General features: G+C 67.3%; 27 protein-coding genes. 10 read left to right on the forward strand and 17 right to left on the reverse strand.

All coding sequences use genetic code 11. The annotated features are described in order from the left end of the window. Positions 1 to 4 precede the first annotated feature (4 nt). The gene (locus tag IEV93_RS21750) at positions 5 to 991 is read right to left on the reverse strand and encodes a phytanoyl-CoA dioxygenase family protein (RefSeq protein WP_188492917.1); all 987 of its coding nucleotides are present in this window, start codon (positions 989 to 991) and stop codon (positions 5 to 7) included. Next, positions 982 to 1,794 carry a class I SAM-dependent methyltransferase gene (locus tag IEV93_RS21755; RefSeq protein WP_188492919.1) on the reverse strand — a complete coding sequence of 271 codons (813 nt, stop codon included), beginning with the start codon at positions 1,792 to 1,794 and terminating at the stop codon, positions 982 to 984. Before IEV93_RS21755 ends, IEV93_RS21750 begins: the two co-directional genes overlap by 10 nt. 69 nt (positions 1,795 to 1,863) lie before the next feature. Between IEV93_RS21755 and IEV93_RS21760 the strand changes: the two genes are divergently transcribed. Then, positions 1,864 to 2,724, forward strand: coding sequence for a class I SAM-dependent methyltransferase (locus IEV93_RS21760; RefSeq protein WP_188492921.1), 861 nt, complete (start codon positions 1,864 to 1,866; stop codon positions 2,722 to 2,724). A gap of 24 nt (positions 2,725 to 2,748) precedes the next feature. Here the strand turns inward: IEV93_RS21760 and IEV93_RS21765 are convergent, their stop codons facing one another. After that, the gene (locus IEV93_RS21765) at positions 2,749 to 4,338 is read right to left on the reverse strand and encodes a GMC family oxidoreductase (RefSeq protein WP_188492923.1); all 1,590 of its coding nucleotides are present in this window, start codon (positions 4,336 to 4,338) and stop codon (positions 2,749 to 2,751) included. A gap of 12 nt (positions 4,339 to 4,350) precedes the next feature. Next, positions 4,351 to 6,015: an aldehyde dehydrogenase family protein gene (locus IEV93_RS21770; protein ID WP_188493321.1), complete on the reverse strand. Its 1,665-nt coding sequence runs from the start codon at positions 6,013 to 6,015 to the stop codon at positions 4,351 to 4,353. Positions 6,016 to 6,214: 199 nt separating this feature from the next. Between IEV93_RS21770 and IEV93_RS21775 the strand changes: the two genes are divergently transcribed. Continuing rightward, entirely contained in the window at positions 6,215 to 6,697 is a 483-nt protein-coding gene (locus IEV93_RS21775; RefSeq protein ID WP_188492925.1) for a nucleoside deaminase, read from the forward strand. Between the two features lie 22 nt (positions 6,698 to 6,719). Here the strand turns inward: IEV93_RS21775 and IEV93_RS21780 are convergent, their stop codons facing one another. Beyond that, entirely contained in the window at positions 6,720 to 7,697 is a 978-nt protein-coding gene (locus tag IEV93_RS21780; protein WP_188492927.1) for a tripartite tricarboxylate transporter substrate binding protein, read from the reverse strand. Positions 7,698 to 7,742: 45 nt separating this feature from the next. Here IEV93_RS21780 and IEV93_RS21785 point away from each other — a divergent pair, with 45 nt between their 5' ends. After that, positions 7,743 to 8,438: a dienelactone hydrolase family protein gene (locus IEV93_RS21785; protein WP_229705391.1), complete on the forward strand. Its 696-nt coding sequence runs from the start codon at positions 7,743 to 7,745 to the stop codon at positions 8,436 to 8,438. 217 nt (positions 8,439 to 8,655) lie between these two features. Here the strand turns inward: IEV93_RS21785 and IEV93_RS21790 are convergent, their stop codons facing one another. The 5 genes from IEV93_RS21790 to IEV93_RS21810 all read right to left on the reverse strand — a co-directional run bounded on the left by IEV93_RS21790 (position 8,656) and on the right by IEV93_RS21810 (position 12,066). Then, a complete protein-coding gene (locus tag IEV93_RS21790; RefSeq protein WP_188492929.1) occupies positions 8,656 to 9,459 on the reverse strand; it encodes an MBL fold metallo-hydrolase in 804 nt (267 codons plus the stop codon). A gap of 33 nt (positions 9,460 to 9,492) precedes the next feature. Further along, complete coding sequence (locus IEV93_RS21795) at positions 9,493 to 10,041, reverse strand: TIGR03086 family metal-binding protein (protein ID WP_229705392.1); 549 nt, start codon at positions 10,039 to 10,041, stop codon at positions 9,493 to 9,495. Positions 10,042 to 10,114: 73 nt separating this feature from the next. Further along, the gene (locus IEV93_RS21800) at positions 10,115 to 10,522 is read right to left on the reverse strand and encodes a VOC family protein (RefSeq protein WP_188492931.1); all 408 of its coding nucleotides are present in this window, start codon (positions 10,520 to 10,522) and stop codon (positions 10,115 to 10,117) included. A gap of 61 nt (positions 10,523 to 10,583) precedes the next feature. Beyond that, positions 10,584 to 10,799 carry a hypothetical protein gene (locus IEV93_RS21805; protein WP_229705393.1) on the reverse strand — a complete coding sequence of 72 codons (216 nt, stop codon included), beginning with the start codon at positions 10,797 to 10,799 and terminating at the stop codon, positions 10,584 to 10,586. A 58-nt stretch (positions 10,800 to 10,857) separates the two neighbouring features. Continuing rightward, positions 10,858 to 12,066 carry a cysteine desulfurase-like protein gene (locus IEV93_RS21810; RefSeq protein WP_188492935.1) on the reverse strand — a complete coding sequence of 403 codons (1,209 nt, stop codon included), beginning with the start codon at positions 12,064 to 12,066 and terminating at the stop codon, positions 10,858 to 10,860. A 91-nt stretch (positions 12,067 to 12,157) separates the two neighbouring features. Between IEV93_RS21810 and IEV93_RS21815 the strand changes: the two genes are divergently transcribed. Continuing rightward, positions 12,158 to 13,273: an alpha/beta hydrolase gene (locus IEV93_RS21815; protein ID WP_188492937.1), complete on the forward strand. Its 1,116-nt coding sequence runs from the start codon at positions 12,158 to 12,160 to the stop codon at positions 13,271 to 13,273. Positions 13,274 to 13,295: 22 nt separating this feature from the next. Here the strand turns inward: IEV93_RS21815 and IEV93_RS21820 are convergent, their stop codons facing one another. Both IEV93_RS21820 and IEV93_RS21825 read right to left on the reverse strand, forming a co-directional pair. Further along, entirely contained in the window at positions 13,296 to 13,670 is a 375-nt protein-coding gene (locus tag IEV93_RS21820; protein ID WP_229705394.1) for a YidH family protein, read from the reverse strand. Between the two features lie 66 nt (positions 13,671 to 13,736). Continuing rightward, positions 13,737 to 14,612 (reverse strand): TIGR03854 family LLM class F420-dependent oxidoreductase, encoded by an 876-nt coding sequence (locus tag IEV93_RS21825; RefSeq protein WP_188492941.1) that lies wholly within the window; start codon positions 14,610 to 14,612, stop codon positions 13,737 to 13,739. Positions 14,613 to 14,681: 69 nt separating this feature from the next. On the opposite strand from IEV93_RS21825, the gene IEV93_RS21830 reads away from it, so the two are divergent. Further along, complete coding sequence (locus tag IEV93_RS21830; protein WP_188492943.1) at positions 14,682 to 15,065, forward strand: VOC family protein; 384 nt, start codon at positions 14,682 to 14,684, stop codon at positions 15,063 to 15,065. A gap of 6 nt (positions 15,066 to 15,071) precedes the next feature. On the opposite strand, the gene IEV93_RS21835 is transcribed toward IEV93_RS21830, so the two are convergent. Then, positions 15,072 to 15,590: an Rv2253 family sensor-like surface protein gene (locus IEV93_RS21835; RefSeq protein WP_188492945.1), complete on the reverse strand. Its 519-nt coding sequence runs from the start codon at positions 15,588 to 15,590 to the stop codon at positions 15,072 to 15,074. A 40-nt stretch (positions 15,591 to 15,630) separates the two neighbouring features. Beyond that, positions 15,631 to 18,015: an ATP-binding cassette domain-containing protein gene (locus IEV93_RS21840; protein WP_188492947.1), complete on the reverse strand. Its 2,385-nt coding sequence runs from the start codon at positions 18,013 to 18,015 to the stop codon at positions 15,631 to 15,633. Between the two features lie 126 nt (positions 18,016 to 18,141). On the opposite strand from IEV93_RS21840, the gene IEV93_RS21845 reads away from it, so the two are divergent. Genes IEV93_RS21845 through IEV93_RS21855 form a run of 3 tightly spaced genes read left to right on the forward strand, consistent with a single transcriptional unit; the run spans position 18,142 to position 19,899 of the window. After that, positions 18,142 to 18,504, forward strand: coding sequence for a UBP-type zinc finger domain-containing protein (locus IEV93_RS21845; protein ID WP_188492949.1), 363 nt, complete (start codon positions 18,142 to 18,144; stop codon positions 18,502 to 18,504). A 54-nt stretch (positions 18,505 to 18,558) separates the two neighbouring features. Further along, complete coding sequence (locus tag IEV93_RS21850) at positions 18,559 to 19,158, forward strand: sulfite oxidase-like oxidoreductase (protein ID WP_188492951.1); 600 nt, start codon at positions 18,559 to 18,561, stop codon at positions 19,156 to 19,158. A gap of 12 nt (positions 19,159 to 19,170) precedes the next feature. Then, positions 19,171 to 19,899 (forward strand): FAD-binding oxidoreductase, encoded by a 729-nt coding sequence (locus tag IEV93_RS21855; RefSeq protein WP_188492953.1) that lies wholly within the window; start codon positions 19,171 to 19,173, stop codon positions 19,897 to 19,899. A gap of 18 nt (positions 19,900 to 19,917) precedes the next feature. Here IEV93_RS21855 and IEV93_RS21860 read toward each other — a convergent pair whose 3' ends face one another. Next, positions 19,918 to 21,582: an FAD-binding dehydrogenase gene (locus IEV93_RS21860; protein ID WP_188492955.1), complete on the reverse strand. Its 1,665-nt coding sequence runs from the start codon at positions 21,580 to 21,582 to the stop codon at positions 19,918 to 19,920. A gap of 127 nt (positions 21,583 to 21,709) precedes the next feature. On the opposite strand from IEV93_RS21860, the gene IEV93_RS21865 reads away from it, so the two are divergent. Next, positions 21,710 to 22,924, forward strand: coding sequence for a PucR family transcriptional regulator (locus tag IEV93_RS21865; protein WP_188492957.1), 1,215 nt, complete (start codon positions 21,710 to 21,712; stop codon positions 22,922 to 22,924). Here the strand turns inward: IEV93_RS21865 and IEV93_RS21870 are convergent. Beyond that, entirely contained in the window at positions 22,911 to 23,546 is a 636-nt protein-coding gene (locus tag IEV93_RS21870; protein ID WP_229705395.1) for a pyridoxamine 5'-phosphate oxidase family protein, read from the reverse strand. The two genes, IEV93_RS21865 and IEV93_RS21870, sit on opposite strands and share 14 nt — an antisense overlap. Before the next feature lie 133 nt (positions 23,547 to 23,679). Here IEV93_RS21870 and IEV93_RS21875 point away from each other — a divergent pair, with 133 nt between their 5' ends. Then, positions 23,680 to 24,138 carry a VOC family protein gene (locus IEV93_RS21875; protein WP_188492960.1) on the forward strand — a complete coding sequence of 153 codons (459 nt, stop codon included), beginning with the start codon at positions 23,680 to 23,682 and terminating at the stop codon, positions 24,136 to 24,138. Between the two features lie 11 nt (positions 24,139 to 24,149). Here the strand turns inward: IEV93_RS21875 and IEV93_RS21880 are convergent, their stop codons facing one another. After that, positions 24,150 to 25,040, reverse strand: coding sequence for an alpha/beta hydrolase fold domain-containing protein (locus tag IEV93_RS21880; protein ID WP_188492962.1), 891 nt, complete (start codon positions 25,038 to 25,040; stop codon positions 24,150 to 24,152). Position 25,041 lies beyond the last annotated feature (1 nt).

The following is a 25,041-nucleotide window of genomic DNA, read 5'->3' on the forward strand; positions in this document are numbered from 1 at the left end:
GCGCTCAGCCGCGGCGACCGACCACGGGGTTGAGATCCGAGGCTGCCAGTCCCCCGGGCTCGATGCCGGGGAGGAACTCGCGCCAGGTGCCACTGATGAGTGTCGGTGACTCCACGACCCGAGCCCCGTCGGCGAAGTAGGTGGTGGCCAGCGCGCGACGCGGCTGCGTGGTCAGGTTCGGACCAGCGGTGTGGAAGCACAGCGCCGAGTGGAACGACACGTCGCCCACCGCGAACGGGCCCGATTCGACCGCGACGTCACGTTCGACGAATCGCTTGGTGACGGCCTCGTCGTAGGACGTCCCGATCTTGTCGAACTCCAGGTCCGACACCTCCCCCAGGACCTCGCGCCCGCGGGCGAACGAGAGCGGACCCATCCGGCCGGGAATCGCCGACATCGGCATCCACGCCGTGACCGCCTGAACCGTCTGCAGCGGGAAGTGCTCGGCGTCGTGGTGCCAGGGCGTACGACCGCAGCCGGGCTCCTTAGACAGCGCGTTGTCGTGATAGAGCCGAACGCCGGGCTCGTCGAGCAGGGCCGCAGCCAGACCACCGATACGGGGCGACAGCGCCACAGCGCGCATCAGGTCGTCGTGCAGCCACATCTGCTCCAGCGCAGTGAACCGGCCGGCGACGTCGTCGCCATGCTCGGCACGGAGGAGTTCCTCGAGGCGTTCGGCAAGACGTCGTACGACCGCCGGCGACAGCACCGCGGGAAGCCGAACGAAGGCCTCGCGCGCAAATGATTCGATCGCAGCGGGGTCGAGGTCGTAGGGCTCGGCCAGCTCGCACTCGACCTGCTCATCGGTAGCCGCCGCGACGTCCGGCAACCCCGGGCCGTCGACCAGTTCGGTCGGCACGTTCTCGTTGGCGGCGAGGGTGACGTACCAGTCCCACCAATCCTGGTCGTTGCCCGCCCAGTCCTGTTCGATGCCACCGTCCCGGTTCTCTTCGGGAAGTCGGTCGTTGGTCGTCGTGTTGCTCAGAGCCACAGCAGGGCCGCCTCGTGGGAGAAGGTGTAGGAACCGGACACGTCGCGGCAGGAGGCGAGGTAGTCGCCCAACACGGGCGCCGCCTCCATCTCGTCCAGTGACACGGAGTCGTCGAATGCGCAGCGCTGCAGGAAGCCTTCGGCGACGCCACGATCGGACGTGCCGGTGGTGTAGGTGATGCGCTGATCACGCACGTCCGCACCGGCCCGCACCAGAGCGTCGCGCACCTGTTCGGCCGTTGTGTACGGGGTCGCCTCGCGCACACCGGCGCGGAAGGCGTCGTAGAAGGCGAGGTAGTGGGAGGCCGCGGTGGCCTGAGCGATCAGACCCAGGCCGCCCGGGGCGAGTGCGGCGACGAAACGCTCGGCCGCTGCGTCCAGCTCCGCCGGCGGCAGCGCGTAGAGCGCATGCGTGGCCCACACGACGTCGTAACCGGAGTACTCGACGGGCAGATCCTGCAGGGTCATCACGAGGTCGTGGCGGGCGGCAAAAGGCGCCCCTAGAACGCCTCGGGCCTCGGCGACGGAGAACGCCGACGGGTCGAGCAGGTCGTAGGCCAACTCGGGTACCGCGGACAGGTCGGTGTGGCGGCGCAGCGCAGTGGGGAACTTCCCGCTGCCGCAGGCCACGTCCAGCAGCGACCATCCGCCGTGCGCGCGGTCGGCGAGCAGGGCAGGCCAGTCGGCGGCCAGCGCGAGCTGGCGGTAGTCCTCGGTGGCCAGGGCGTAGAACGCCTCCATGCCTGTACGGCCGGCCTCACTCCAGTGCTCGAGACTCCGCTCGGCTGTGTCTTTGCTGCTCACGCCACTCCCCGTCTGCTCATCAGCACAACCGCGGGCACCGGAAGGAACCGTCGTGGTTGACTCGATCTAATGACGAGCCTAGTCCCGACCCCGACGAGCACCGCTGCCGCCGATCTTCTCGACGACCTGCGCACCCTCCGGCAGGGTGTTGCCGCTCTGCCCGCCCTGGAGCCCGACTCCTACGCGCGCGACCACGCCGCGTTCGAGTTGCTCTCCGACCAACGCGGCCTGATCGCCGACCACCTCGCCGACCGGATGGCGGAGCTGGGAGACGGACCTATCTCGGTCCTCTCGGTCGGCTGTGGTGACGGCTCGCTGGACGTGCGGCTCGCCGAGGGGCTGGTGCGGGCGGTGCCCGGCAGGCCGGTGCGTTACGTCGGCATCGAACCCTGGTCCGGGAGCGCTGCACTCTTCACGGCCGAGATGGCCGCATTGGAGGCCCGGGAGCTGACCGTCGAGGCACACGTCTCGTCGTTCGCCGACGCCTCGGTGGACGAGACCTTCGACGTCGTCGTGTTCGTGCATTCGATCTACTACGTCGTCGATCTCCGGGAGACGCTGCGCAGCGCCCTGGACCTGGTGCGACCCGGTGGGCAACTGTGGGTGCTCAACGCACCGCGTGCCGCGCTCAACGAGCTGGTCGATGTGCTCGCCCCGCCTTTGGAGGATCACCGGCAGTGGTTCAGCGCCGACGTCGAGGAGGCCTTCGCCGCCGAGGGGATCACGCTCGACGACGCGGTCACTCTGAACGCGCTCGTCGACCTTGCCTCGTCGAGCGACGAGGTACTCGATTTCGCGGTGCAGGCACGGCTGACCCCCGAGCTACGCGGCCCGGTGCGGGCCTACCTCGCCGCCGTCTCGGTACCTGGACCCGACGGCGAGGCCCGGGTGCCGCACCCGGTCGACGTGTTCAGCACGACCCGTCACTGATCGGCCCGGGCCCTCGGTGCGGGTCTAGTTCGCGCCGAGGATGAGGTCGGCGGCCTTCTCGCCGATGACCACGCTCGGGGCGTGGGTGTGCCCTCGGATGATGGTCGGCATGATCGACGCGTCGGCGACGCGCAACCTGTCGACACCGCGCACCCGCAACTGCGGATCGACGACACTGGTTGCGTCGCTGCCCATCCGGCAGGTGCTGACCGGGTGGTACAGCGTGTGGGCGTTGCGTTCGAGGGCTTCGGTCAGGAGGTCCTCGGTGGAGATGTCGGCCGCGACCTTCGGGCGGACGACGTCTCCGAGGAACTCCTTCAGCGACGGCTGGGTCGCGATGTTCATGCAGGCGCGCAGGCCCTCGATCATGGCGCGTCGGTCGACGCCGCCGGCGTCGGACAGGTAGCGCGGATCGACGATGGGCTTGGCGGTCGGGTCGGCCGAGCGCAGTGTGATCTCTCCCCGACTCTCGGGCTTGAGCAACACGGCCCCGATGACCGCGGCGTGCGCATCAGGCGCGATGAGGCCCTCATCGAAGAAGGGGGCGGGGGCGTAGATGAGTTCCACGTCCGGGAACGGCACCTCGTCACGGGTCTTGATGAAGCCGTAGGCCTCGGCGACATTCGACGTCAGCATGCCGCGACGACGGGTCAGGTAGTTCACCAACTCGGGGATCTTCTCGGCATGGAACAGCGAGTCCGACTCGGTCTGCCAGCCGATCAGGGAGCACAGGTGGTCCATCAGGTTCTTGCCTACCTCGGGGGCGTGATGCCGCACGCCGATCCCGTGCTCGGCCAACTCCGACTGGTCGCCGATGCCCGAGAGCATCAGCAGTTGCGGTGAATTGACCGCACCGCCGGCGAGAATCACCTCGGTCCCGGCACGCACGGTGTGCAGCGTGCCGTCCTTCAGGTACTCCACCCCGACCGCCGCCGAGCCCTCGAACACCACTCGTGTCGCCTGGGCCTCGGTGACGATCGTGAGGTTGGGGCGCTTGCGGATCGGCTTGAGGTAGGCGTCGGCCGTGCTCCACCGCGCGCCGCGCTTCTGATTGACCATGGTCTGCGAGAAACCCTTGGGCTCGGCCAGATTCGCCTGCTCCACCGGGTAGCCGGCCTCGCGAACGGCCTCGAGGAACGAGGCGGTCAGCCGGCGTGGGCTGCGCTGGTTCGACACCACGAGGGGTCCGGTGGTTCCCGCGTCGAGCGCGGTGGTCTCCTCGATGCTCTCGATCTTCTGGAAGTACGGGACCACGTTGTCGAACGACCACGTCGAGTCGGACAGCGATGCCCACTCGTCGTAGTCGGCGGCGAAACCGCGGACCCACATCATCGCGTTCATCGACGACGAGCCGCCGAGCATTTTTCCGCGCGGCCAGAAGATGGTGCGGTCACGCAACTCCGGCTGCGCCTCGGTGTCGTAGTTCCAGTCGACGTCGCTGCGGAACAGCTTGGAGAACGCCGCGGGGATGTGGGCGAATTTGTTCTTGTCCTCCGGGCCGGCTTCGAGCACGACGACGGAGTTGTTGGGATCCGCACTGAGCCGGTTGGCGAGAACGGCGCCCGAGGAGCCGGCGCCGACGACGACGTAATCAGCGGACAGGGTGTTCGGCATGGGTTTCCTTGTCTATCCGCGCAGAGCGGAGGCGAAGATGGCGGGCAGCTTGGTCCAGGACGGCTTGGCGGCGAACGCCGTGAGCAGCCGCCCGGTGGTGGCTGCGGTCCGGTTGGTGACGAACCATGGCGGCTTGGGCGAGATGGCCCATTCACGGTTGATGATCGACCGCGGCGACGGGCGGAACGGGCCGCGGACCACGGTGCGCTCGGCGTCGTCGATGAGCAACGCGTTGTGCACGATGCCCATCCCGCTCTGGATGTCGTCGATGGTGTGGCCGGGGAACGCGCCCCAGGTGGCGCCCGCGGTCAGGAACCCGACGCCGGTCCACGCGTTGACGGCGACAGTCCCATAGTTCAACTCGGCCACCAACTCGTCGAACCTCGAACCCAACCCGCGGATCGTCTTGGGGTGGGCCACGATGTTGATGCCGAGCGTTCCCACGAAGTCGGAGTTGACCGTCCGCACAGCCTCGCCGGCGAACTGCTCACCGCCGTAGGGCAACTCGATGACGCCGAGTACCGGCGCGAAGTACTCCGTCTGCAGCAGGTCGACCTCCTGGCCGGGGTCGATGTCGTGGATGAGCACTCGCCCGCTCTCGAGCCGGTCGGCGGCGGGGTAACTCGTCATTGCCGCGCCGACGCGGTTGTCACTGCCCGGGTAGTACGGGGCGCGGCCGGGGGCCTTGTCCAGTGCGGTGCGCAACGCCGCGACGAACTGGTCGCGCTGCTTCCACTCCGACGACAGCACGACGACCTGCGATGCGACGCAGTTGTAGCCGCCGTTGTGCAGGCGCTGTGTGGCAACGTGTTCGGCCTGGTACTCGATGTCGGCCTTGCTCCACTCGCCGGGGAGAATAATCGTAGGCGACACACCACCGAGTTCGCTGGTCATGGGCTTGTTCAGCAGGGGTTCGTTCGCGGCGCGGCGGGCCGCACCTTTCTCGCCGGGCCCGAAGACGATGGTGTCGTGGGTGATCGAGCTGCCGGTCATGTGGACGTGGTCGACGGCGTCGTGATTGACGAGGTACGTGCCCAGTTCCGCCCCGCCGGTCAGTAGCCGCACCGCACCGACATCGATGAGCGGTGCGAGGACTTTGGTGAGTACCGGGAGCATCGGATCGGTGATCGGGTTCAGCTTAAGGGCGACCACACGGTTGTGGGCGAACAGCTCGTAGAGCGTGTCGAGCGGGGCGATCGACATGATGTTGCCCGCACCCAGCACGACGCCGATGCCGTGGGTGTGCGTGGGGTCGAGTTGCGCGAGACCGGCGGCCTGCTTGGCCCGGGCGGGATCGACGCCCGGCTGCAGCCACACGTCGGCGCTGAAACCGTTGAGCAACAACGAGTCGAAGATGCCCAGAGGTAGTACGCGCACCGTGGTGCGACCGCCCGGTGCGGACCCGAAGGTGGCTCCGGCGATCGGGCTGGAACCGGACTCGAGCGCGGTGAGGCTGTGCGCCAGTGTGGCCGCGCCGCCGGCGAATGCGTAGGGACCCGAGATCCACTCCTCTCCGACCAGTGGCGACCCGGGATCGAGCTTCTTGATCGTCGTCGCGGCGGCGACCCATTCCTTCGCATGGCGCGCGGTGAGATCGCGAACCTGCTCGAGCAGAGCCCGGCGATCGGACAGGGTCAGCGACCCCCAGGCCTTCTCGCCCGCGCCCAGGTCCACCAGGGCCCGGTCGACGGTGACGTGCCCGGTGGAGTCGGGGCTGTTCGCGACGTCTACGCCGGAACCGGTTGTCTCTGACACTGGGATCACTCGTCTCTGAGTCGATGATGGGGAATCTGCGGATCTCCTCGTCACTGTATCTGTGATCGCCGTCACCGACGGCCCGCGCACCCCTCGCCGCCGCGTTGCCTATTCTTCGGCGATGGCGGTATCCGGCAACGACATCATTCATCTGCAGCGCTGTGTCGAGTTGGCGCGCGAGGCGCTCACGGCGGGTGACGAACCCTTCGGCTCCGTCCTCGTGGACAGCGCGGGCCGTCGACTCGTCGAGGATCGCAACCGGATCAGTGGCGGTGACAGCACCCGACATCCGGAGCTGACGATCGTGGAATGGGCGGTGCAGCACCTCTCCCCCGACGAACGTGCGACCGCGTCGGTGTACACCTCCGGTGAGCACTGCCCGATGTGTGCGGCCGCGCACGCCTGGGTGGGTTTGGGACGAATTGTCTATGCGGTGTCGTCGGCCCAGCTCGGAACGTGGCGGTCGGAATGGGACGCCCCGGACTCACCGGTGGCAGGGCTGCCGATCAACGCCGTCGCCCCCGGGGTTCAGGTGGAGGGTCCTGTCGAAACCTTCGTCGACGAGATGAAAGCGCTGCACCGTTCCAGTGTCGGTGGGGTCTGACCAGCGGCACCGGCCGTCATCGTCACTTTTGCGCGTCCAGCGCCGTCTTCACGTCGGACTGGGTGTTCGCCAGGAACTTCTGCAAGTCGTCACCCGTGGAGAACGTGGTGGTGAACTGACTGCGCTGCGCGATCGCGATCCACGCGGGAGATTTCACCATGTCGCCGAGCGCGTTGCGCCAGTAGTCGACCGCGGAGGCGGGCATGTCCGGCGGTCCGTACAGGCCCCGCCAGTTCGAGAGCGTCACATCGAGACCCTGCTCGCGCGCTGTGGGCGCATCGAGACCGGGCACACGGTTCTCGGCGAGCACGCCCAGCGCACGAAGCGTTCGATCGCGCACCGCACCGGCGAATTCGCTGACGCCACCGATAGCGACATCGACGGTGTCGTTGCGTAGTGCAGCGGTCTGATCGGCACCGCCCTCGACGTCGATGTATCGGACTTTCGACGGGTCGCCCCCGGTAGCGGACACCAGCAGGTCGAACGGTGCCTGGTCATCGGCCGCGGCACCGACGCGCACGCTCGACGGATCCGCCTTGATCGCCGCCATCACCTCGCCGAGATTCGCCGACGGCGACGCCGACCCGGTGACGACGACGAAGTACTCGGTCATCAGACGCGCGATCATGGTGACGTCGGCGTAGCCGTACGGAGATCTGCCCTCGAGTTGGTTGAGCATCATCGACAGCGACGTCACCGCGATCTGGTCGTCGGCACCGCGGTGATCGCGGACCATGGTCGCGAGCAGATCAGCTCCGGCGCCGCCGGGCTTGTTCTGCACGGGCAAACCGACGGTCACGATCTTGTCGGCGCGCAGGGCGTCGACCACCGCACGGATCGTCAGGTCGAAACCACTGCCGGGTCCGGCGCCGGCGGACATGGTCACCGGGCCGCTCGGGTACGCAGTCGCAGAGTCGGGCTGCCTGGAGTCGGAGTCGGCACACCCCGCCATGACCAGGACCGTGGCCGCCAGTGCGGCCAGTGCCGTCGTCAACCTCATGTGATGCCTCTTCTCCCGGGGTGTACCTGCTCATCAAACAAGACCGTGGCCGTCGAGGCCTCAGAAACCCGGAACGGGCGAGGTGTCGAATCAGGACCGTTGTCGTCCGCAATTCGGGAGATGCTCTTGATGCACGGAGCAACGGGCTCCGGCATCGAGGGAGTAGCCATGGCCGAGGTCGCAGTTTTCCATTCAGTTCTGGGCATCCGCCGCGGGATCGACGATGCCGCGCAACGCCTGCGCGACACCGGCCACGACGTGAGCGTGGTCGACCAGTACGACGGCCGGTCGTTCGACGACTACGAGATCGCCGGCGCCTTCGTCGCGGACATCGGTTTTCCCGAGCTGATGCGGCGTGCGCTCGACGGCGTGGAGGGACTGTCCGACGGTTTTGTGGCGCTGGGGTTCTCGAACGGCGGTGGGATGGCCACCCACGTCGCACTGCACCGTCGGGTCAGCCGGGCAATCCTCTGTTCGGGGGCACTTCCGCTCGAGATGCTGGGCGCAGATCATTGGCCGGATCGTGTGCCGGTGCAGATTCACTACTCGGACGACGATCCGTTCAAGAAGGACGGCTCCGTGGAATCGGTGATGCGATCGGTCACCGATGCGGGCGCCTCTGCCGAGTACTTCCGATACCCGGGCCGCGGACACCTGTTCACCGATGTCGATCTCGTGGATGAGTTCGATCCTGTTGCCGCCGAACAGTTGTGGCAGCATGTCGACAGATTCATCGGCTGACTGTCGGAGCCGGTCCGCCGCCTGGACGGCCGTGGTCGGCAATCGCCGAACACAGTGAGAGGACCAGAGCCGCGGCAGCTGTCCCCGGATGCGGCACCTGCAGGTGCCGCGGACCAGAACGACTGCCGCGGATCGGTGTGACCCGCGGGGTGCACGGTTCGCGTCAACCCGCGATCGCCCGCGACCCGCGCGATCTTGGCGGCGTGGCCCGTTGCGGCTACCGCGCCGAGTCGGCCAACGCCCTGAACTGAACAGGATCGTGGGCACAGAAGATCTGGGGCCCTGCGGTTCGTGCGGCCAGGTCCGCAAGCCTTCGTTGGTTCTCGCGCAGTTGCCGTCGATCGTCAGCCAGAGCAGTTTCCACCATCGAGATCGACCGACCCGATGACTGACCGGTGATGGCCCGACGGTGATGGAACGCGTCACCGGCGTGGAGCAACCATCCACGCTGCGGATCGTCGATCGCGATGGCACAGTGGCCGGCGGTGTGTCCGGGCATCGGTATGGCGCAGACGGAGTCGTGCACCATGTGCCCGGCGAACCCGAACAGTTCGTCCGGGAAATCGGAGTACCCCGAGGTCCGGTTCTTGACCGCCCTCAGTTGCGGCGCGCGGTACCGGACCTTGGCCGCGGCGTCGGTCCGGGTCGTGGCCGAGGATTGTTCGACGGCCGACGTGTGCACGGTCGCCGAGGGGAAATCAGCTGCGCCACCAAGGTGGTCGAGGTCCATGTGCGTCAGCACGATGTGCGCGACGTCGGCGGCCGAGAAGCCCATGGCGTCGAGTTGGGTGACAGCCGCCTCGGCGGGATCGAGCGTGGGCAGAAGGAGTCGGAATCCGACGCCGAGCCTCGAGTTCGCGTGGGCGACATCGTCGGTTCCCAGCCCGCTGTCGATCAGGGCCAGCCCGTGCTCGAACTCGCAGACGACGACATGGCTGACCAACGCGGGCCCTCCGAGTCGCGCCCGGAACGTCCCACAGTTGAGGTGACGAACCCGCCGCAACGATCCCAGTGCACGCATTCCCACATCTTCACACCTTCGACGCGCGCCGGATCAGGTCCAGCGCGGATTGCGCCCGGTCCTGGCGATGACGTGGTCGAGCCGGTCGGCATCCTCGGGCGCCGCGGCGACAGGGCCGAACGGCCCCTCGTCCGAGTTCGCGTCCGGGGAGAACAGTACGAAGAACTGCTCGACCCGATCCAGGGTCGAGTCCTCGACGTTCAAGGTCTGGCCGGTGGCGCGGGACAGATCCCATGCGTGGACGGTCAGTTCCTCGATCGCGACGATCGCGTTGTCCGCAGCCGACATCTCGATGCCCCCCGCCGAGACCTGCCCATCCCACGCGCTCGGTTCGCGCCAGCCCGCGGCGAGATCATCGAGCGCGCCGGGGATCGCAACCCGCCAGTCATCGACGAGATGGTCCGGAGGCCGGATGGTGTTCTTACGCGCGTTGTCGGCGAAAACGCTCGTGAACTGGTGGACATGGGCGAGCAACTCCCCCACCGTCCAGTCCTCACAGGGGGTCGGACGGTCGAGTTGGCCGTTCTGCACCCCTTCGATCAATCGAGCCATCTCCACTGTCGCCGGTCCGAGATCGAACACGGGTCACCTCTTCTCCTGGTGGGCTGTCACGGGTATGACCACGACGGAGCCGAGAACTGAGCGGTGACGCGGACTATCCGGTCGGGATGAGCACCTCACCCTCGAGTCCGTCCGGGTCGCGGAAGAACATGCTGAGCACGCCTCCGAAGTCGTTGACCGCCCCGTCGCTCGCCCCGTGTTCGACGAGTCGCCCGCGGATCGTCTCGAATGCATCCCGGGACGCGGCCTGCAATCCGAGATGATCGAGCCGTCCACGTCCCCACATGGGCGTCTGCCGGTCGGCCTGATCGTTGCCCTCGATGGTGAACACATTGAGCTCGGTGTGCGGCCCGATCCTGATCACCGTCATCGTCTCCCCGCCGTCGTCGCCGTGCGGCGTCGTCGGACCGACCTCTGCCTCGAACACCTCGCGATAGAACGAACCGAGCTTGTCGACGTCCCCCGAGATCAGCGCGACATGATTGATTCCGTCCAACAGCATCGGGACTGCCCTCCATTGCCTCGTCAGCGGTCCGGTTGCACCACCGTATCCGTCTGGGCCCCTAAGGGATCCCGATGTCCACGGTCGATTTTGCCTGGCGACGCTCGTCATAGGTCAACGCCGCGACGTCGACCTGTACCGCGCGTTCCCACCGGCGGTGCACGGGACACCTCTGGAACCGCGCCGACCCGAAGCGGATCGCTTTGAAGGAGACCAGCGGTATCCAGATCGTCGAGTAGAACGCACCCGAGTCACATCTGACGATCGTCCGTTCCATAGCGTCGATCATTCGCCGAGGTAACCACCTTCGCAAGGGTGCCGCGCATATCGCCGCTTCAGTTTGCCCGTAGGTATTCGTCTACGCCGGTGAGAAGCCGATCGATGTCCGTGTCGTCGTTGTAGGCCGCCAGTCCCACTCGCAGGCCGGTGTCGGTGCCGGTGTTCAACGCGCGGATCGCTTCGTGTGCATAGAAGCTGCCTGCCGGCGCCAGGACATGGCGCGCGGCGAGGAATCGGTAGACCTCCGTGGCATCGACGCCATCGAAGGTGAAGAAGAGCGTGGGTGTCCGCTCCTCCGCCACCGAGTGACACCTGACGCGATCTCCGAAGCGGGCGAAGCCGTCCTCGACGCGCCCTCGCAACCGGACCTCGTGCTCGTCGATGAGATGGTGGGCGGCAATGAGTCGCTCGCGCCGCGAGCCGGCGTCCGTTCCGATGCCGGCGATGAAGTCCACCGCCGCGGTCGCACCCGCCATGATCTCGTACGGGAGGGTGCCGAGTTCGAACCGTTCGGGAACGCGGTTCGTCGACGGGATCAACTTGTCCGGGTGCAGGGACTCGAGCAACTCCGGATCTGCGGCCAGGACACCGCAGTGTGGCCCGAAGAACTTGTAGGGCGAGCAGGTGAAGAAATCGGCGCCCAGCGCCCCGACATCGACCGACGAGTGCGCCGCGTGATGGACGCCGTCGACGTAGACAAGAGCACCGACCGCGTGAGCCCGTCGGGCGATGCGCGCAACGGGCGGCTTGGTGCCCAGCAGGTTCGACGCCGCCGTGACCGCGACGAGGCGGGTCCGGTCGGTGATGACGGAGTCGAGGCCCGACAGGTCGAGACCCGCGGTGGCCGCGTCGAGCGGGAGCCAGACGATCCTCGCCCCGACCGCCTCGGCCGCCTGCACCCACGGCCGGACGTTGGAGTCGTGGTCGAGTCGGCTCACGACGATCTCGTCGCCGGGACCCCACGACTTCGCCAACATGCGGGAGACGTCGTAGGCGATCTGGGTTGCACTGCGTCCGATGACGATTCCACGAGGCGACACTCCCAGCAGATCGGAGAACGCGAGACGAAACTCCTCGACGACCTTCTCGGCGTTGCGCTCACTGGCGACCAACGGACCCCGGTTGGACAACGGCGCCAACAGGGTGCGGGTGATGGCGTCGGCCACCACCGACGGTGTCTGAGTGCCGCCCGGACCGTCGAAATGCGCGATACCTGACTTCAGGGCGGGAAACTGCTCACGAACAGCGACGACGTCGAAGGCCATGATCCATGGTCACACGTGCGGCGACCGCCTCGTTTCCGACGGGGTGCTCGCCGGGCCGACCGGGACGACGACGGCACCTAGGATCGAGGACATGGTGATGGCTGATCGACCCGAAGTGGAGACCGCATCCGCGCCCCTGACGGCACTGGCGATGGTCGGACTGGCCGAGAGCATGCTCAACGGTCTGGCGCGGGTGCCGTTCCGTCGTCCGTGGCAGGGCCCGAGCGGTCTGCTCGACAACATCGGACAATCCGTCACCCGCCAGGCCATCCGATCGTTCATGGGCTACTCGATGGGATTGCCGATCGAGGAGTTCCGCTCGATGGAGAAGATCCTCGACGACATCTGTCGCGTCGTGATGCCGCCGTTCATCGGACTCGTCGACGGTGTGGAACTGACCAAGGACATCATCGGCGGTGTCGAGGGTCTGTGGTGTCGCGCCAAGGCCAGCTCAGACGAGTTCGTCGACGACCCCGATGACAAGGAGACTATCGCGGCCACCGTGCTCTACCTGCACGGCGGCGGATACATCGGCACCTCGCCCATCATGTACTCCGCGTTCGCGGCGTCGCTGGTGCGGATCACGGGCTACGAGATATTCATCGCCGACTACCGGATGGCCCCGGAGTTCCCGTTCCCGGCCGGTGTGCACGACGCCGCCGACGTCTACGAGGGACTGCTCGAGCGCGGCATCGACGCCGACCATCTCATCGTGGCCGGCGATTCCGGCGGCGGTGGACTGGCCACCTCGCTGGTCTCCTACCTCCACGATCACGACATGCCACGCCCGGCCGCGGTGATGCTGTTCTCACCCGAGGTCGATCTCGACCTCAACCACCCGTCGATCACCACCAACGCCCAGCACGACATCCTGCCGTGGAACGTGCCGGTCAGCCCGTACCTGCAAGGTGTCCAGCCCAACGACGAGCGGGTCTCGGCCATCTACGCCAAGCCACAACCGGAGTGGTTCCCGCCGACGTTCGTCTGCTGGGGCGAGGACGAGATGTTCCGCGACGGCATCCGCCAGTTCGTCGACGCCCTGACGACCGCGGGGGTGACCGTGTACGCGATGGAGGAACGCGGCATGTTCCATGTCTTCCCGATCCTCATGCCGTGGGCGGAGTCGTCGAAGCGGGTGTTCCGCGCGCTGCGGGAACTCTCCCGCCGCCACGTCAGCTCCGACCCCGAGGCCGCGCCTACGCACTGACAGTTCCGACGCGGGGACGGAGTCAGCCCGATGCGCCGATCAGACTGATCACGGCGAATGCGGCCGCGATCACCACGATCGCGGTGATCACCACCCACACACCGCCGCCGCCGGGCATGTCGCCACCACTACGCAACGCAATGGACGTCCGACGCCACCGCCACCCACCCAGCACCGCGGTCAGTGCGCCCACGGCGATCAACGTGACGCCCAGCGCCTGCCGGGTCCCGGGTTCGCCGAACCGGTCGATGACGTGCAATACCGCGACACCTGCTGCGATCAGACCCAACGACGTCCGGATCCAGGCCAACACGGTGCGCTCGGCGGCGAGGGTGAATCGTGCGTCGACCGATCCGACTGGGCGGTCGTCGGGTTCGGGTGTGTCGTGTGGGGTCACGACGACGATCATCCCGTGCGCACCGCCTCGGAACAACGCCGGTTGGCCGAAGTCGACTGCTCGAGGTCAGGTCTGGCGCGGGAGGAGTTCGTCGACGAAGCGGTCCACGAAGGACGTCATGCCGCCTGAGGCGGGAATGATCACGAACTTGCTCAGTCCGGCCTGGATGTAGTCGTCGATCATCCGATGCAGCGCAGGCCATCCGGTCGCAACCAGCTCCCGCGCGTCGACCTCGGGCCGTCTGCTGCCTGCCCGAGCCGTCAGTTCGTCGGGATCGGCACCGTCGGCCACCAAGATGGTGATGCCGAAGTGGTCGTCGTCGATCTGCCGTCCCGATGCGGCGGCCGCGGCGTTGATCTCAGCGACCCCGGCCGCGGCCTCGGCGGGCGTGACGAAGCTACCGAGCCACCCATCGCCGAGAGCCCCGATCCGCCGGTAGGCCGCGGGCACCCGGCCGCCGAGCCAGACGTCCACCGAACCTGAGTGACCCTGCCGGACAGCAGCGCCGGTCACATCGAAATGGTCACCCGCGAAGTCGATGTCGTCGTCGGCCAGCACCGCACGCAGCAGCCGCAGGGACTCGTCGAACACCTCGCCGCGCCGCCCGTTCACGGGAAAGAGCTCACGCTCCTTCGGGTTGCCGGCCTGCAGACCGAACACCGGTAGCACCCGTCTCGGGGCGAGCGCGGCCAGCGAGAGCAACTGCTTCGCGACCAGGACCGGATGACGTCCGGGCAGGATTGCCACCGACGTCCCCACCTTCAACTTCTCCGTGCGTGATGCCGCGTAGGCCATACCGACGAACGGGTCGACCGCCCGCGAGTAGACGAGCTCGGAGAACCACAGGGAGTCGACACCGTCGGCCTCGAGTCGATCCACCAGACCCGGCAGATCAGCGGGGTCGAGGTCTGCGCCGGTTCCGATTCCGAATCGAATGCTCATCGCTTCTTCCTACACTTGCCAACGACACCCGACACGTCGACGATTCATCGAACGGACGAGGAGCTGCACATGCCGGTGCTGGGAGTGGGCGGCATCTTCTTTCGAGCGCAGGATCCCGATGCGTTGACCGTCTGGTATCGCGATCTCCTGGGCGTCGGCGCCGGTTGCGTCGCCGATGGCGGAGGCCCGCCGGACGAGTGGTCGTGGCAGGTGACAGGCGGTCCGCTGGTCTTTGCGCCGTTCGGCTCGACCACCGACTACTGGGCTTCGGACAAACAGTTCATGATCAATCTCCGCGTCAGCGACCTCGACGACCTGCTGGTGCACCTGTCCGACGCCGGTGTCGCGATCATCGAAGACCCCGAGTGGAACTCACCCGAGACCGGCCGGTTCGCACGCGTCCATGATCCCGAGGGCAACGCGATCGAGCTCTGGGAGCCTCCCGCGAGCTGAGCGAGCTCAGCTACCGAAACGAACCGGCGTCTGATCGACCGGGTACGCCGCCACCCGCATCTCCACGTAGCCGTCGCACGGACCGCCGTCGATGTCGGTGCGCCACACTCCCGCATAGCTGCCGTCGGCCTGTTTCGTGTAGGTCGCCACCGACCTCGCGGGCGCCCAGACCTTGGCCCGATCCGGGCCCTGATAGCAATCCCACTCCCAGTCGTAGACGTGAACCCAGCTCGTGCCGTTGAACACATACCTGGCCGGCTGCGGCAACGTCGGGTTCTTCGGAGCCGGGCCACCGCTGACCGTCGACACACACGGCGTGCCGGACCTGCACTCCGTGGTGAACGTGTAGACGTCGGAGAAGTCGGGCTCGCCCTGCCGGGCCGCCAGACTCGTCCCGTACTTCGAGGCGGCGAACCGCTTCAACGAGTACTGGCCGTCCCAGGACGGCTGCGCTGCACTCGCAGGCACCGCCCCGGAGACCAGCCACGCCGCGACCAGGACGACCACCACGAGCATCTTGCGCATACCGGAAGTCAACCATGTGCAGCGCCCGATCGGGGATCGTTCAGCCGTCGACGTAGGTCGCCAGGTGTTCGCCGGTGAGCGTCGACCGGGCCCGCACCAGGTCGGCCGGCGTGCCCTCGAAGACCACCTGTCCGCCGTCGTGACCGGCCCCGGGACCGAGGTCGATGATCCAGTCCGCGTGGGCCATCACCGCCTGGTGGTGCTCGATGACGATCACCGACTTACCGGAGTCGACCAGGCGGTCGAGCAGTCCGAGGAGGTTCTCCACATCGGCGAGGTGCAGGCCGGTCGTCGGCTCGTCCAACACGTAGACCTCGCCCTTGCCCGCCATCTGGGTGGCCAGCTTGATGCGCTGGCGTTCCCCGCCGGACAACGCCGTGAGGGGCTGACCCAGCTTGATGTAGCCGAGGCCGACGTCGACGAGGCGCTCCAGTATCTTGTGCGCCGCCGGCAGGGGCGCCGGACCGTCGCCGAAGAACACCTCGGCCTCGGCGGCCGACATCCCCAGGACCTCGCTGATGTTGCTGCCGCCCAACGTGTATTCGAGCACCGAGGCCTGGAATCGCTTGCCCTCGCACACCTCGCACGGCGTGGCGACGCCGGCCATCATCGCGAGGTCGGAGTAGATGACGCCGTTGCCGTTGCACGTCGGGCAGGCCCCTTCCGAATTGGCGCTGAACAGTGCCGGTTTGACGCCGTTCTCTTTCGCGAACGCCTTGCGGATGGGTTCGAGCAGTCCGGTGTAGGTCGCGGGGTTGCTGCGTCGGGACCCCTTGATGGGGGTCTGGTCGACCGCGATCACGCCGTCGAGTCCGGTGACCGACCCGTGGATCAGCGAACTCTTTCCCGAGCCCGCCACGCCGGTCAGGACCACCAGGACGCCCAGGGGGATGTCGACGTCGACGTCGCGCAGGTTGTGGGAGTCGGCGCCGCGCACCTCGAGGACCGTGGTCGCCGTGCGCAGCGTCGACTTCAGGGTCGCCCGATCGTCGAGATGCGTTCCGGTCAGCGTGCCGCTGGCCCGGAGGCCCTCGACGGTGCCCTCGAACATCACCTGTCCGCCGTCGGATCCCGCACGCGGTCCCAGGTCGACGATGTGATCGGCGATGACGATGGCCTCGGGCTTGTGCTCGACGACGAGCACGGTGTTGCCCTTGTCGCGCAGACGCAACAGCAGGTCGTTCATCCGCGCGATGTCGTGCGGGTGGAGTCCGATGGTCGGTTCGTCGAAGACATAGGTGACGTCGGTCAGCGACGATCCGAGATGACGGATCATCTTGGTGCGCTGCGCCTCGCCGCCGGACAGCGTTCCCGACGGGCGGTCGAGCGACAGGTACCCCAGCCCGATCTCGACGAACGAGTCCAGGGTCTGCCGCAGGGTGGTGAGCAGCGGCGCCACCGACGGTTCGTCGAGTCCACGCACCCACTCGGCGAGGTCGTTGATCTGCATCGCGCAGGCGTCCGCGATGTTGATGCCGTTGATCTTCGACGATCGAGCGCCCTCCGTGAGGCGTGTCCCGTCGCAGTCCGGACAGGTCTGAAAGTTCGTGGCACGCTCCACGAACGCGCGGATATGCGGTTGCAGGGACTCGACGTCCTTCGACAGCATCGACTTCTGGATCTTCGGGATCAGCCCCTCGTAGGTCAGGTTGATGCCCTCGACCTTGATCTTCGTCGGTTCCTTGTGGAGGAGGTCGTCGAGCTGTCTCTTGGTGAAGTCCTTGATCGGCTTGTCGGGGTCGAAGAACCCGCACCCGCTGAAGATCCGTCCGTACCAACCGTCCATCGTGTAGCCGGGAATCGTCAGGGCACCGTCGTTGAGCGACTTCTCGGCGTCGTAGAGCTGGGTGAGATCGATGTCGCTGACCGATCCGCGGCCCTCACATCGGGGACACATTCCACCGGTGATGGTGAACGTCTTGCGTACCTTGACGTCGCGGCCTCCCTTCGAGACGGTCGCGGCACCTGCGCCACTGGCAGACCCGACGTTGAACGAGAAGGCCTGAGCGGAACCGATATACGGCGTCCCGAGACGGCTGAACAGGATGCGCAGCAAAGAGTTGGCGTCGGTGGCCGTGCCGACCGTCGACCGCGGATCACCACCCATCCGCTGCTGGTCGACGATGATAGCCGTCGTCAGCCCGTCCATCAGATCGACCTCGGGTCGCGCGAGGGTGGGCATGAAGCCCTGCAGGAAGGCGCTGTAGGTCTCGTTGATCATGCGCTGCGACTCGGCGGCGATGGTGCTGAACACGAGCGAACTCTTACCCGACCCCGACACCCCGGTGAACACCGTCAGACGGCGTTTGGGGATCTCGACGCTGATGTCCTTGAGGTTGTTGACGCGTGCACCGTGCACTCGGATCAGGTCGTGGGTGTCGGCGACGTGGGGATCGGGCGTGGTCCTAGCCGTTCGCGTGGCCATGGTCTGAGGTTCTCCGTCTCGTCGATGCAGATCGTCTGGTGCAGTCAGGGTTCAGGCCGTCGATTCGGACATAATAGTGGCTCGTACGTCGCTCATCACGAGACTTCCTGTGCCACGATCGACGTCATGACCGACATGGACGGCATCGACGCGCAGGTCGCCCCGAGCGGAACCGGGTGCCTGGACTGTGAGACCGACGGCAGCTGGTGGTTCCATCTGCGGCGGTGCGCGCTGTGCGGCCACATCGGTTGTTGCGACGACTCGCTCAACGGGCATGCCACCGCACACGCGACGAGCACGGGCCATCCGATAGTGCAGAGCTTCGAACCCGGGGAGAGCTGGTTCTTCGACTACCGGACCGACGGCATGTTCACCGGACCGGTGCTGGCCCCACCGCATGAACACCCGAGCGCGCAGCCGACGCCGGGACCGGGCGATCGCGTGCCGGGCGATTGGCAGCAACTCCTCCTCGACCACCGCTCCCGCTAGACGATCGGTCGCCTCGGCTGCGCGTCGAGGTCACCGGCGGTCGATAATGGGCCGATGGGTGTCATCAACAGTCGGTTCCGGGGCAAACGTCGCGACGGGCCGCCCCTTCCTCCGGGCCAGTACCTGACCACCGACTTCCCGGTGCTCGCCACCGGCGCCACCCCTCGGGTGGTCACCGACCGGTGGTCGTTCTCCCTCACCACACCGGATGGGCAGGGCCACCGGTGGACGTGGCCGGAGTTCATTGCGCTACCCCAGCAGAAGATCGTGGTGGACATCCACTGCGTCACCCGGTGGTCGAAGCTCGGCACGGCGTGGACCGGCGTCTCCATCGACACCCTCCTCGACGCCGCAGGCGCCGACCTGTCATCCGTCAGCCATGTGATGGCGCACGCCTACGGCGGGTATACGACGAACGTTCCGTTGGCCGACCTCGTCGACGGTAAGGCGATGATCGCCCACACCTTCGACGGAAAACCTCTACATCCCGAACACGGCGGGCCCGCACGACTTCTCGTGCCGCACCTGTATTTCTGGAAGAGCGCGAAATGGGTCAACGAGCTGCACCTGCTGACCCAGGACGAGCCCGGCTTCTGGGAGGCCAACGGCTATCACATGTACGGCGACCCCTGGCAGGAGCAGCGCTATGCGTGAGGGGTTCGGTCGGTGACGACGTGGCAGGTGGCCACGGTGACGGCCGCCATCATGGAGACCCCCACCGCACGGTCGCTGTGGTTGTCGATCCCGGGCTTTCCCGGCGCGCAGGCGGGTCAGCACATCGACATCAGATTGACCGCACCCGACGGCTACTCGGCGTCGCGGTCGTATTCGCTGTCCGACGTCCGCGAGGGTGACACCGTCGCGGTCAGCGTCGAGGAACTCGACGACGGCGAGGTGTCGCCGTTCCTGGTGCGCGATCTCGAGGTCGGGGAGCAAGTCGAGATCGCCGGGCCGATCGGTGGGCACTTCGTGTGGTCGCCGCCGACGCCCGGCGCCGCACGGCCGATCCAGTTGGTGGCGGGTGGTTCCGGCATCGCCCCGTTGATGGCGATGGTGCGCCTGCGGGAGACCGCGGCCCCGGACGCCACGTTCCGTCTGCTGTACACGGCCCGTTCTCCCGAACACGTCTACTACCGCGACGAGTTCGCCGCGCTCACCGCACACCGACGGCTGCCGATCGACTGGTTCTACACGCGATCGGCTCCAGCCGACTCGGCCCGGCCGGCGGGCCGGATCACCCACGACGAGTTCCTGGCCTCGGTGATCCCGGTGGAGAGTCGTCCCCTGATCTACCTGTGCGGCGCCGAGGAATTCGTCGAGATGCTCGGTGAGTGGCTCGTCGACGCCGGCTACCCGACGAACTCGATCAGGATCGAGCGCTATCTCGCCGCGTGACGAGCGCACGTCCGTGACTCACACCTCTGCGGCCAGAGCCCGTCCGGCCTGTCGTCCGCCGAACAGGCAACCACCGAGGAATGTCCCCTCAAGCGATCGGTAGCCGTGCACCCCGCCACCACCGAAACCGGCGATCTCACCGGCGGCCCACAGGCCGGGAACCGCGGACTGCTCTGCGTTCTGCACCCGACCGGCCAGGTCGGTCTGGAGTCCGCCGAGCGTCTTGCGGGTGACGATGTTGAGTCGAACCGCGATCAACGGACCGGCCTTGGGGTCGAGGATCTTGTGCGGAGCCGCCGTCCGCGCGATCCGCTCCCCCCGTGACCGACGCGAGTTGTGGATCGCCGAGATCTGCAGGTCCTTGGTGAACGGGTTGTCGATCTCGCGGTCCCTGGCCACGATCTGGCGGCGGAGGTCGTCGTGGACGATCAGCTCGGTCCCGGTGATCCGGTTCATGCCGTCGACGAGCTCGGTCAGCGTGTCGGCGACGACGAAGTCCTCGCCGTGCTCCTTGAACGCCTCGACGGGTCCGCTCGCACCCGGCAGCACTCGACTCAGGACCAGCTTGAGGTCCTTGCCGGTGATGTCGGGGTTCTGCTCCGACCCCGACAACGCGAACTCCTTCTCCACGATCTTCTGCGTGAGGACGAACCACGAGTAGTCGAACCCGGTGTCCTGGATGGCTTTCAACGTCCCGAGAGTGTCGAAGCCGGGGAAGTTGGGCACCGGAAACCGTTGCCCGCGGGCGTCGAACCACATCGACGACGGTCCCGGGATGATGCGGATCCCGTGGTTCGCCCAGATCGGATCCCAGTTCTTGATGCCCTCGGTGTAGTGCCACATGCGGTCACGGTTGACCAGCCGGGCGCCCGCGGTGGCGCTGATCCCGAGCATGCGACCGTCGACGTGTTCGGGCACCCCGGAGATCATCGACGCCGGCGCCGTCCCGAGACGCTCGGGCCAGTTGGCACGCACCAGTTCGTGATTCGCACCGATTCCGCCGGCCGTCACGAGCACGGCCGACGCCGACAGGTCGAAGTCCCCGGTGACCACGCGTGAGCTCCTGCTCCCGCGGACGGCACCGCTGGGCTCGAGCACCGCGCCGCGCACGCCGGTCACCGCGCCGCCGGACACGACGAGCTCGTCCACACGGTGGCGGAAGGCGAAGGTCACGAGCCCGCGGTCGGCCGCCGCACGCACCCGCCGTTCGAAGGGCGCGACGACACCCGGCCCGGTCCCCCACGTGAGATGGAAACGCGGAACCGAGTTGCCGTGCCCCTCGGCCAGATAACCGCCGCGCTCGGCCCATCCCACGATCGGTACCCACCGCACGCCCTGGGCGTGCAACCACGAGCGTTTCTCGCCGGCGGCGAAGTGCACGTAGGCCTCGGCCCACCGACAGCCCCAGTAGTCCTCGCCGGACGGGTCGTCGATGCCGCGATCGAAGGTCGCACTGCCGAGCCAGTCCTGCCAGGCGAGTTCGGGCGAGTCCTTGATGCCCATGCGTCGCTGCTCCGGGGTGTCGATCATGAACAGCCCGCCGAGGGACCAGAACGCCTGACCGCCCAGGTTCGCGGCCGGCTCCTGATCGAGGAGCAGCACTCGCTTGCCCGCATCGGCCAACTCGGCGGTGGCGACCAGACCCGCCAGACCCGCACCGACCACGATCACATCTGCGTTCACGTTCTCTCCTTATCGCGACTTCGACCTCTCGTGAGAGAGTGTCGTGGATGACAACCTGACGCAATGATCAGCGCGTTCTCCACCATCCGGTTTGTCACCCGGTGATGAATCCGAGACGGGAACGACGATGAGCACCGCACGTGGACGCACCGTCACACGACTAAAGGACGAACTGCCCGTGCTCGTCGCCCGGTCGGTCGATGCCGTGCGGGAGGCGATTCCCGCCTATCGCGACCTGCGGGGTCCACAACTCGACGAGGTCGAGAACATCGCGAGGGCATCCCTGCACCGGTTGCTCGAACTGTGGATCGATGACGGCGACATCGAACGGGACCGTCCCGCGTTCCGCGCGATAGGCACCGCTCGCGCCGCCGACGGACGGCCGCTGACCGACATCCTGCGCGCCTATCGCGTCGCGGCCGACGTGTTCGTGCGGCACGTCGTCGACCACCACCTCGACGAGCTGGAACCGGCCGACGTCGCCGACCTCAGCCTGCTGGTGCTCCGCACCCTCGACGCGGTCTCCGAGGCGATCATCGACGCCTACACCGCGTACCGCGATCGTCTGACCTCTGATCGCGGACAGGCGCAGGCCGCGTTCCTCGACGATCTCCTCGCCGGTCGACAGAACTCGTCCGGTGCGATCGCCGACCGTAGTCGGCAACTCGATCTCGTCCTCGCCGGACGCCCACGGCTGCTGATCGTCGCCGCAACCGACCCTGCGGATTCGGTGTCCGACGACGACCTCGACACGATCCTCCGAGCGCTCGGCGCGTCGCCGCACACCGACCAATCCGACCCCGCGCCGCGCGCCCACCTGTGCACGAGGCGCGGGACCCGGGGAATCCTGCTGCTGTCCGGCCCGGTCGACCGCGCCGTTCTCGACACCGTCTGCGCCGCATCCGATCTGCGTGGCTGCCTGATGCCGGGACGGCCGATCGCCGACGTCGCCGCCACCTACCGGTTGGCCTGCGACGGACTCGACACCGCACCGGGACACGCGTTCGCGGACCGGGAGTTGCTCGACGACGGGGACTGTCAGCTGCTCGTGCTCCTGACCGCGCGCGCGACGGCCGACACCGATGCGGTCGTGTCATCGGTGCTCGGCCCGCTGCGCGATCCTTCCAACTCGCACCTGCTCGACGGTGTGCGGGCGTTCATCTCGACCGGCACCGCGACGGCGGCCGCCGCGGAGCTGCACGTGCACCCGCAGACGTTGCGGTACCGACTACGTCGCGCCCGGGAGTTGACCGGCCGCGATCCGCGACACGCCTGGCATCGCCTCGCCCTGGACACGGCCATCCAGTTGCGACAACTGGACGGAGCCCTCAGGACTCGGTGATCTGTCGCTCGAGGTCGGCGATCCGGGAGCGCAACTCGGCCGTCTCGGCGGCGTGCGCCTGGTTGAGGTCACGCACGTAGTCGCGGTCGTACTGCGGGACCAGGCTTCGCGAACAGTTCCAGTCGAACGCCTCGATCGTGATGATGATGCTGCGCTCGGCCCGGGCCGCGATCCGGCTGTCACCGACAGTCATCAGCCGCTCCAACAGATCCGGGTCATCCGCCGCGTCGACGACCCGCGCGCGACCGAACAGTTTGAGTCGGATCTTGCGGGGGTAGTCCGCCACGAACATCGCGATCCGGCCGTTGTCGTCGATGTTGCCGACCGACACGAACTGGGCGTTGCCGTGGAAGTCGGCGAAGCCGATGGTGTTGTCGCCCAGATGGTGCAGGAACCCGCGCGGACCACTGCGGTACTGGATGTACGGGTGGCCGCCGGCCGTGACCGTCGCCAGATGGAACTGGAACACGCCGACCAGCAGCGCGATCTCCCGCTCGTCGAGATGATCCGGCCCGTCGTCGTCACGTTCGGTGGTCGCCCCGTACACCTCGTAGCTGCCGTCGACCCTTTGCCGCTCGAGTGCGCCGTGACCGAACATGAGGCGCGCATAGCGGTTCGACACGACCACCCGCCTTCCCGTCGATCAGTCATGAGCCGACACCTCGGAGAGCACCTGCTCACCGAAAGGTACTCGGTCGGCTCCACCGCGGTGATAGACACATACCTCGGGACGTTCACTGCGAGAGGCGGATGACATGGCGATCCAATCGTGGTCACACATCGGGATCTGCTGCTCCGATCTCGACCGATCGACGGCGTTCTACGTCAACGTGCTCGGCTTCCGTGAGCTCTTCACGATGGACCTCGGCCCCGAGTTCGCCGCGACGATGGAGATCGACGGCCAGTTCACCTCGCGGATGCTGGCGCGTCCGGACATGCGGCTGGAACTGGTGCGTTGGACCGCGCCAGAGGGCATGGGCGAGCGCGAACGGCGCCCGATGAACCAGTTCGGTTTCACCCATCTCGCCTTCCGCGTGGAGGCGATCGACGATCTGTGGGAACTCGCCGAAGAGCACGGCGGAACTGCGCAGCGTCACACCGTCTCGCGAATGGAGGGCGCCGGCGGATCGGTCACCGGCGCGGTCTATCTGACCGATCCGGACGGTGTGCGCATCGAGTGCATGGCGGGCGTCCCGGATCTGTCCACCCTCTGATCAGAGCCCGCTCAGCGCCGGCTCGGATCGACGATCGAAGCCACTATCTCGCGGGTGGCGACCTTTCCCTCGGGGGTCGGCAGGACCGGGTAGACGTGGATGGCTCCCTCGCACTGTGTCAGTCGCGCCTGTCCCCCGCCGTCGACAATCATGCGCGTCAGGGCGAGTACGTCGGGCAGGAACAGATCGCGGGTACCGCACCAGATGTCGATCGGTGGGAGCCCGCGCAGCGGCCCGCGGATGGGACTGACCCGCGGGTCGTCGAGCGGCAGGTCACCGGCCCACGCACGCGCCGCCTCCCGCAGCCCGACGGAGCTGAGCCACGGGTCGCGTTCCTCGACCGCGGCGATCTCCGGATTGGACAACGTCGCGTCGAGCCACGGCGACACGAGCACGACCTGTGCCGGAAGGGGCAGGTCCGGTATCGGCAACTGTTGGACAAAACCCAGCGCGAGGCCGGCGCCCGCCGAATCGCCCATCAGCGTGATCTGCGAGGGGTCCGCGTCGGTGAGCAACCGCCGGTACACCGACCCGACGAGGTCGTAGGCCTGCACCGCGGTGTGCTGCGGCGCCAGACCGTAGATCGGGACGTCGACGCGGACCCCGGCGTCGACCAGCCTGCTGATGAAACCGTAGTGCTGCGGGGCGATCTCGGAGATGTAGGCGCCGCCGTGCAGGTACAGCACCGACCTGCTCCACCGACCGTCCTTCGGCACGATGCGATGGACGTCGAAGTTCGATTCCCGATAGTGCGTGACGGTGTGACGGCTGCGGATCGCTGCCGTCGGCTCGGCCGAGCCCTTCGGGCCGTGGATACGTCGTTGCGCGCGAGCGGGCGTCGACATCTGGAGTTTGCGGGTCAGCCGCATGACACCCGCGACCAGCCGCATCTGAAGGCTCATC

This window comes from Williamsia phyllosphaerae (genome assembly GCF_014635305.1).
Classification (GTDB): Bacteria; Actinomycetota; Actinomycetes; order Mycobacteriales; family Mycobacteriaceae; genus Williamsia_A; species Williamsia_A phyllosphaerae.

Excerpts from the sequence above, each read along its gene's own strand:
- IEV93_RS21865 (WP_188492957.1), top strand. The coding sequence starts at position 21,710 with ATGAGCACCGCACGTGGACGCACCGTCACACGACTAAAGGACGAACTG.
- IEV93_RS21765 (WP_188492923.1), bottom strand. The coding sequence starts at position 4,338 with ATGCCGAACACCCTGTCCGCTGATTACGTCGTCGTCGGCGCCGGCTCC.
- IEV93_RS21880 (WP_188492962.1), bottom strand. The coding sequence starts at position 25,040 with ATGAGCCTTCAGATGCGGCTGGTCGCGGGTGTCATGCGGCTGACCCGC.
- IEV93_RS21775 (WP_188492925.1), top strand. The coding sequence starts at position 6,215 with ATGGCGGTATCCGGCAACGACATCATTCATCTGCAGCGCTGTGTCGAG.
- IEV93_RS21835 (WP_188492945.1), bottom strand. The coding sequence starts at position 15,590 with ATGCGCAAGATGCTCGTGGTGGTCGTCCTGGTCGCGGCGTGGCTGGTC.
- IEV93_RS21845 (WP_188492949.1), top strand. The coding sequence starts at position 18,142 with ATGACCGACATGGACGGCATCGACGCGCAGGTCGCCCCGAGCGGAACC.
- IEV93_RS21780 (WP_188492927.1), bottom strand. The coding sequence starts at position 7,697 with ATGAGGTTGACGACGGCACTGGCCGCACTGGCGGCCACGGTCCTGGTC.
- IEV93_RS21825 (WP_188492941.1), bottom strand. The coding sequence starts at position 14,612 with ATGAGCATTCGATTCGGAATCGGAACCGGCGCAGACCTCGACCCCGCT.
- IEV93_RS21790 (WP_188492929.1), bottom strand. The coding sequence starts at position 9,459 with ATGCGTGCACTGGGATCGTTGCGGCGGGTTCGTCACCTCAACTGTGGG.
- IEV93_RS21815 (WP_188492937.1), top strand. The coding sequence starts at position 12,158 with ATGGTGATGGCTGATCGACCCGAAGTGGAGACCGCATCCGCGCCCCTG.
- IEV93_RS21840 (WP_188492947.1), bottom strand. The coding sequence starts at position 18,015 with ATGGCCACGCGAACGGCTAGGACCACGCCCGATCCCCACGTCGCCGAC.
- IEV93_RS21805 (WP_229705393.1), bottom strand. The coding sequence starts at position 10,799 with ATGGAACGGACGATCGTCAGATGTGACTCGGGTGCGTTCTACTCGACG.
- IEV93_RS21830 (WP_188492943.1), top strand. The coding sequence starts at position 14,682 with ATGCCGGTGCTGGGAGTGGGCGGCATCTTCTTTCGAGCGCAGGATCCC.
- IEV93_RS21875 (WP_188492960.1), top strand. The coding sequence starts at position 23,680 with ATGGCGATCCAATCGTGGTCACACATCGGGATCTGCTGCTCCGATCTC.
- IEV93_RS21810 (WP_188492935.1), bottom strand. The coding sequence starts at position 12,066 with ATGGCCTTCGACGTCGTCGCTGTTCGTGAGCAGTTTCCCGCCCTGAAG.
- IEV93_RS21850 (WP_188492951.1), top strand. The coding sequence starts at position 18,559 with ATGGGTGTCATCAACAGTCGGTTCCGGGGCAAACGTCGCGACGGGCCG.
- IEV93_RS21800 (WP_188492931.1), bottom strand. The coding sequence starts at position 10,522 with ATGCTGTTGGACGGAATCAATCATGTCGCGCTGATCTCGGGGGACGTC.
- IEV93_RS21760 (WP_188492921.1), top strand. The coding sequence starts at position 1,864 with ATGACGAGCCTAGTCCCGACCCCGACGAGCACCGCTGCCGCCGATCTT.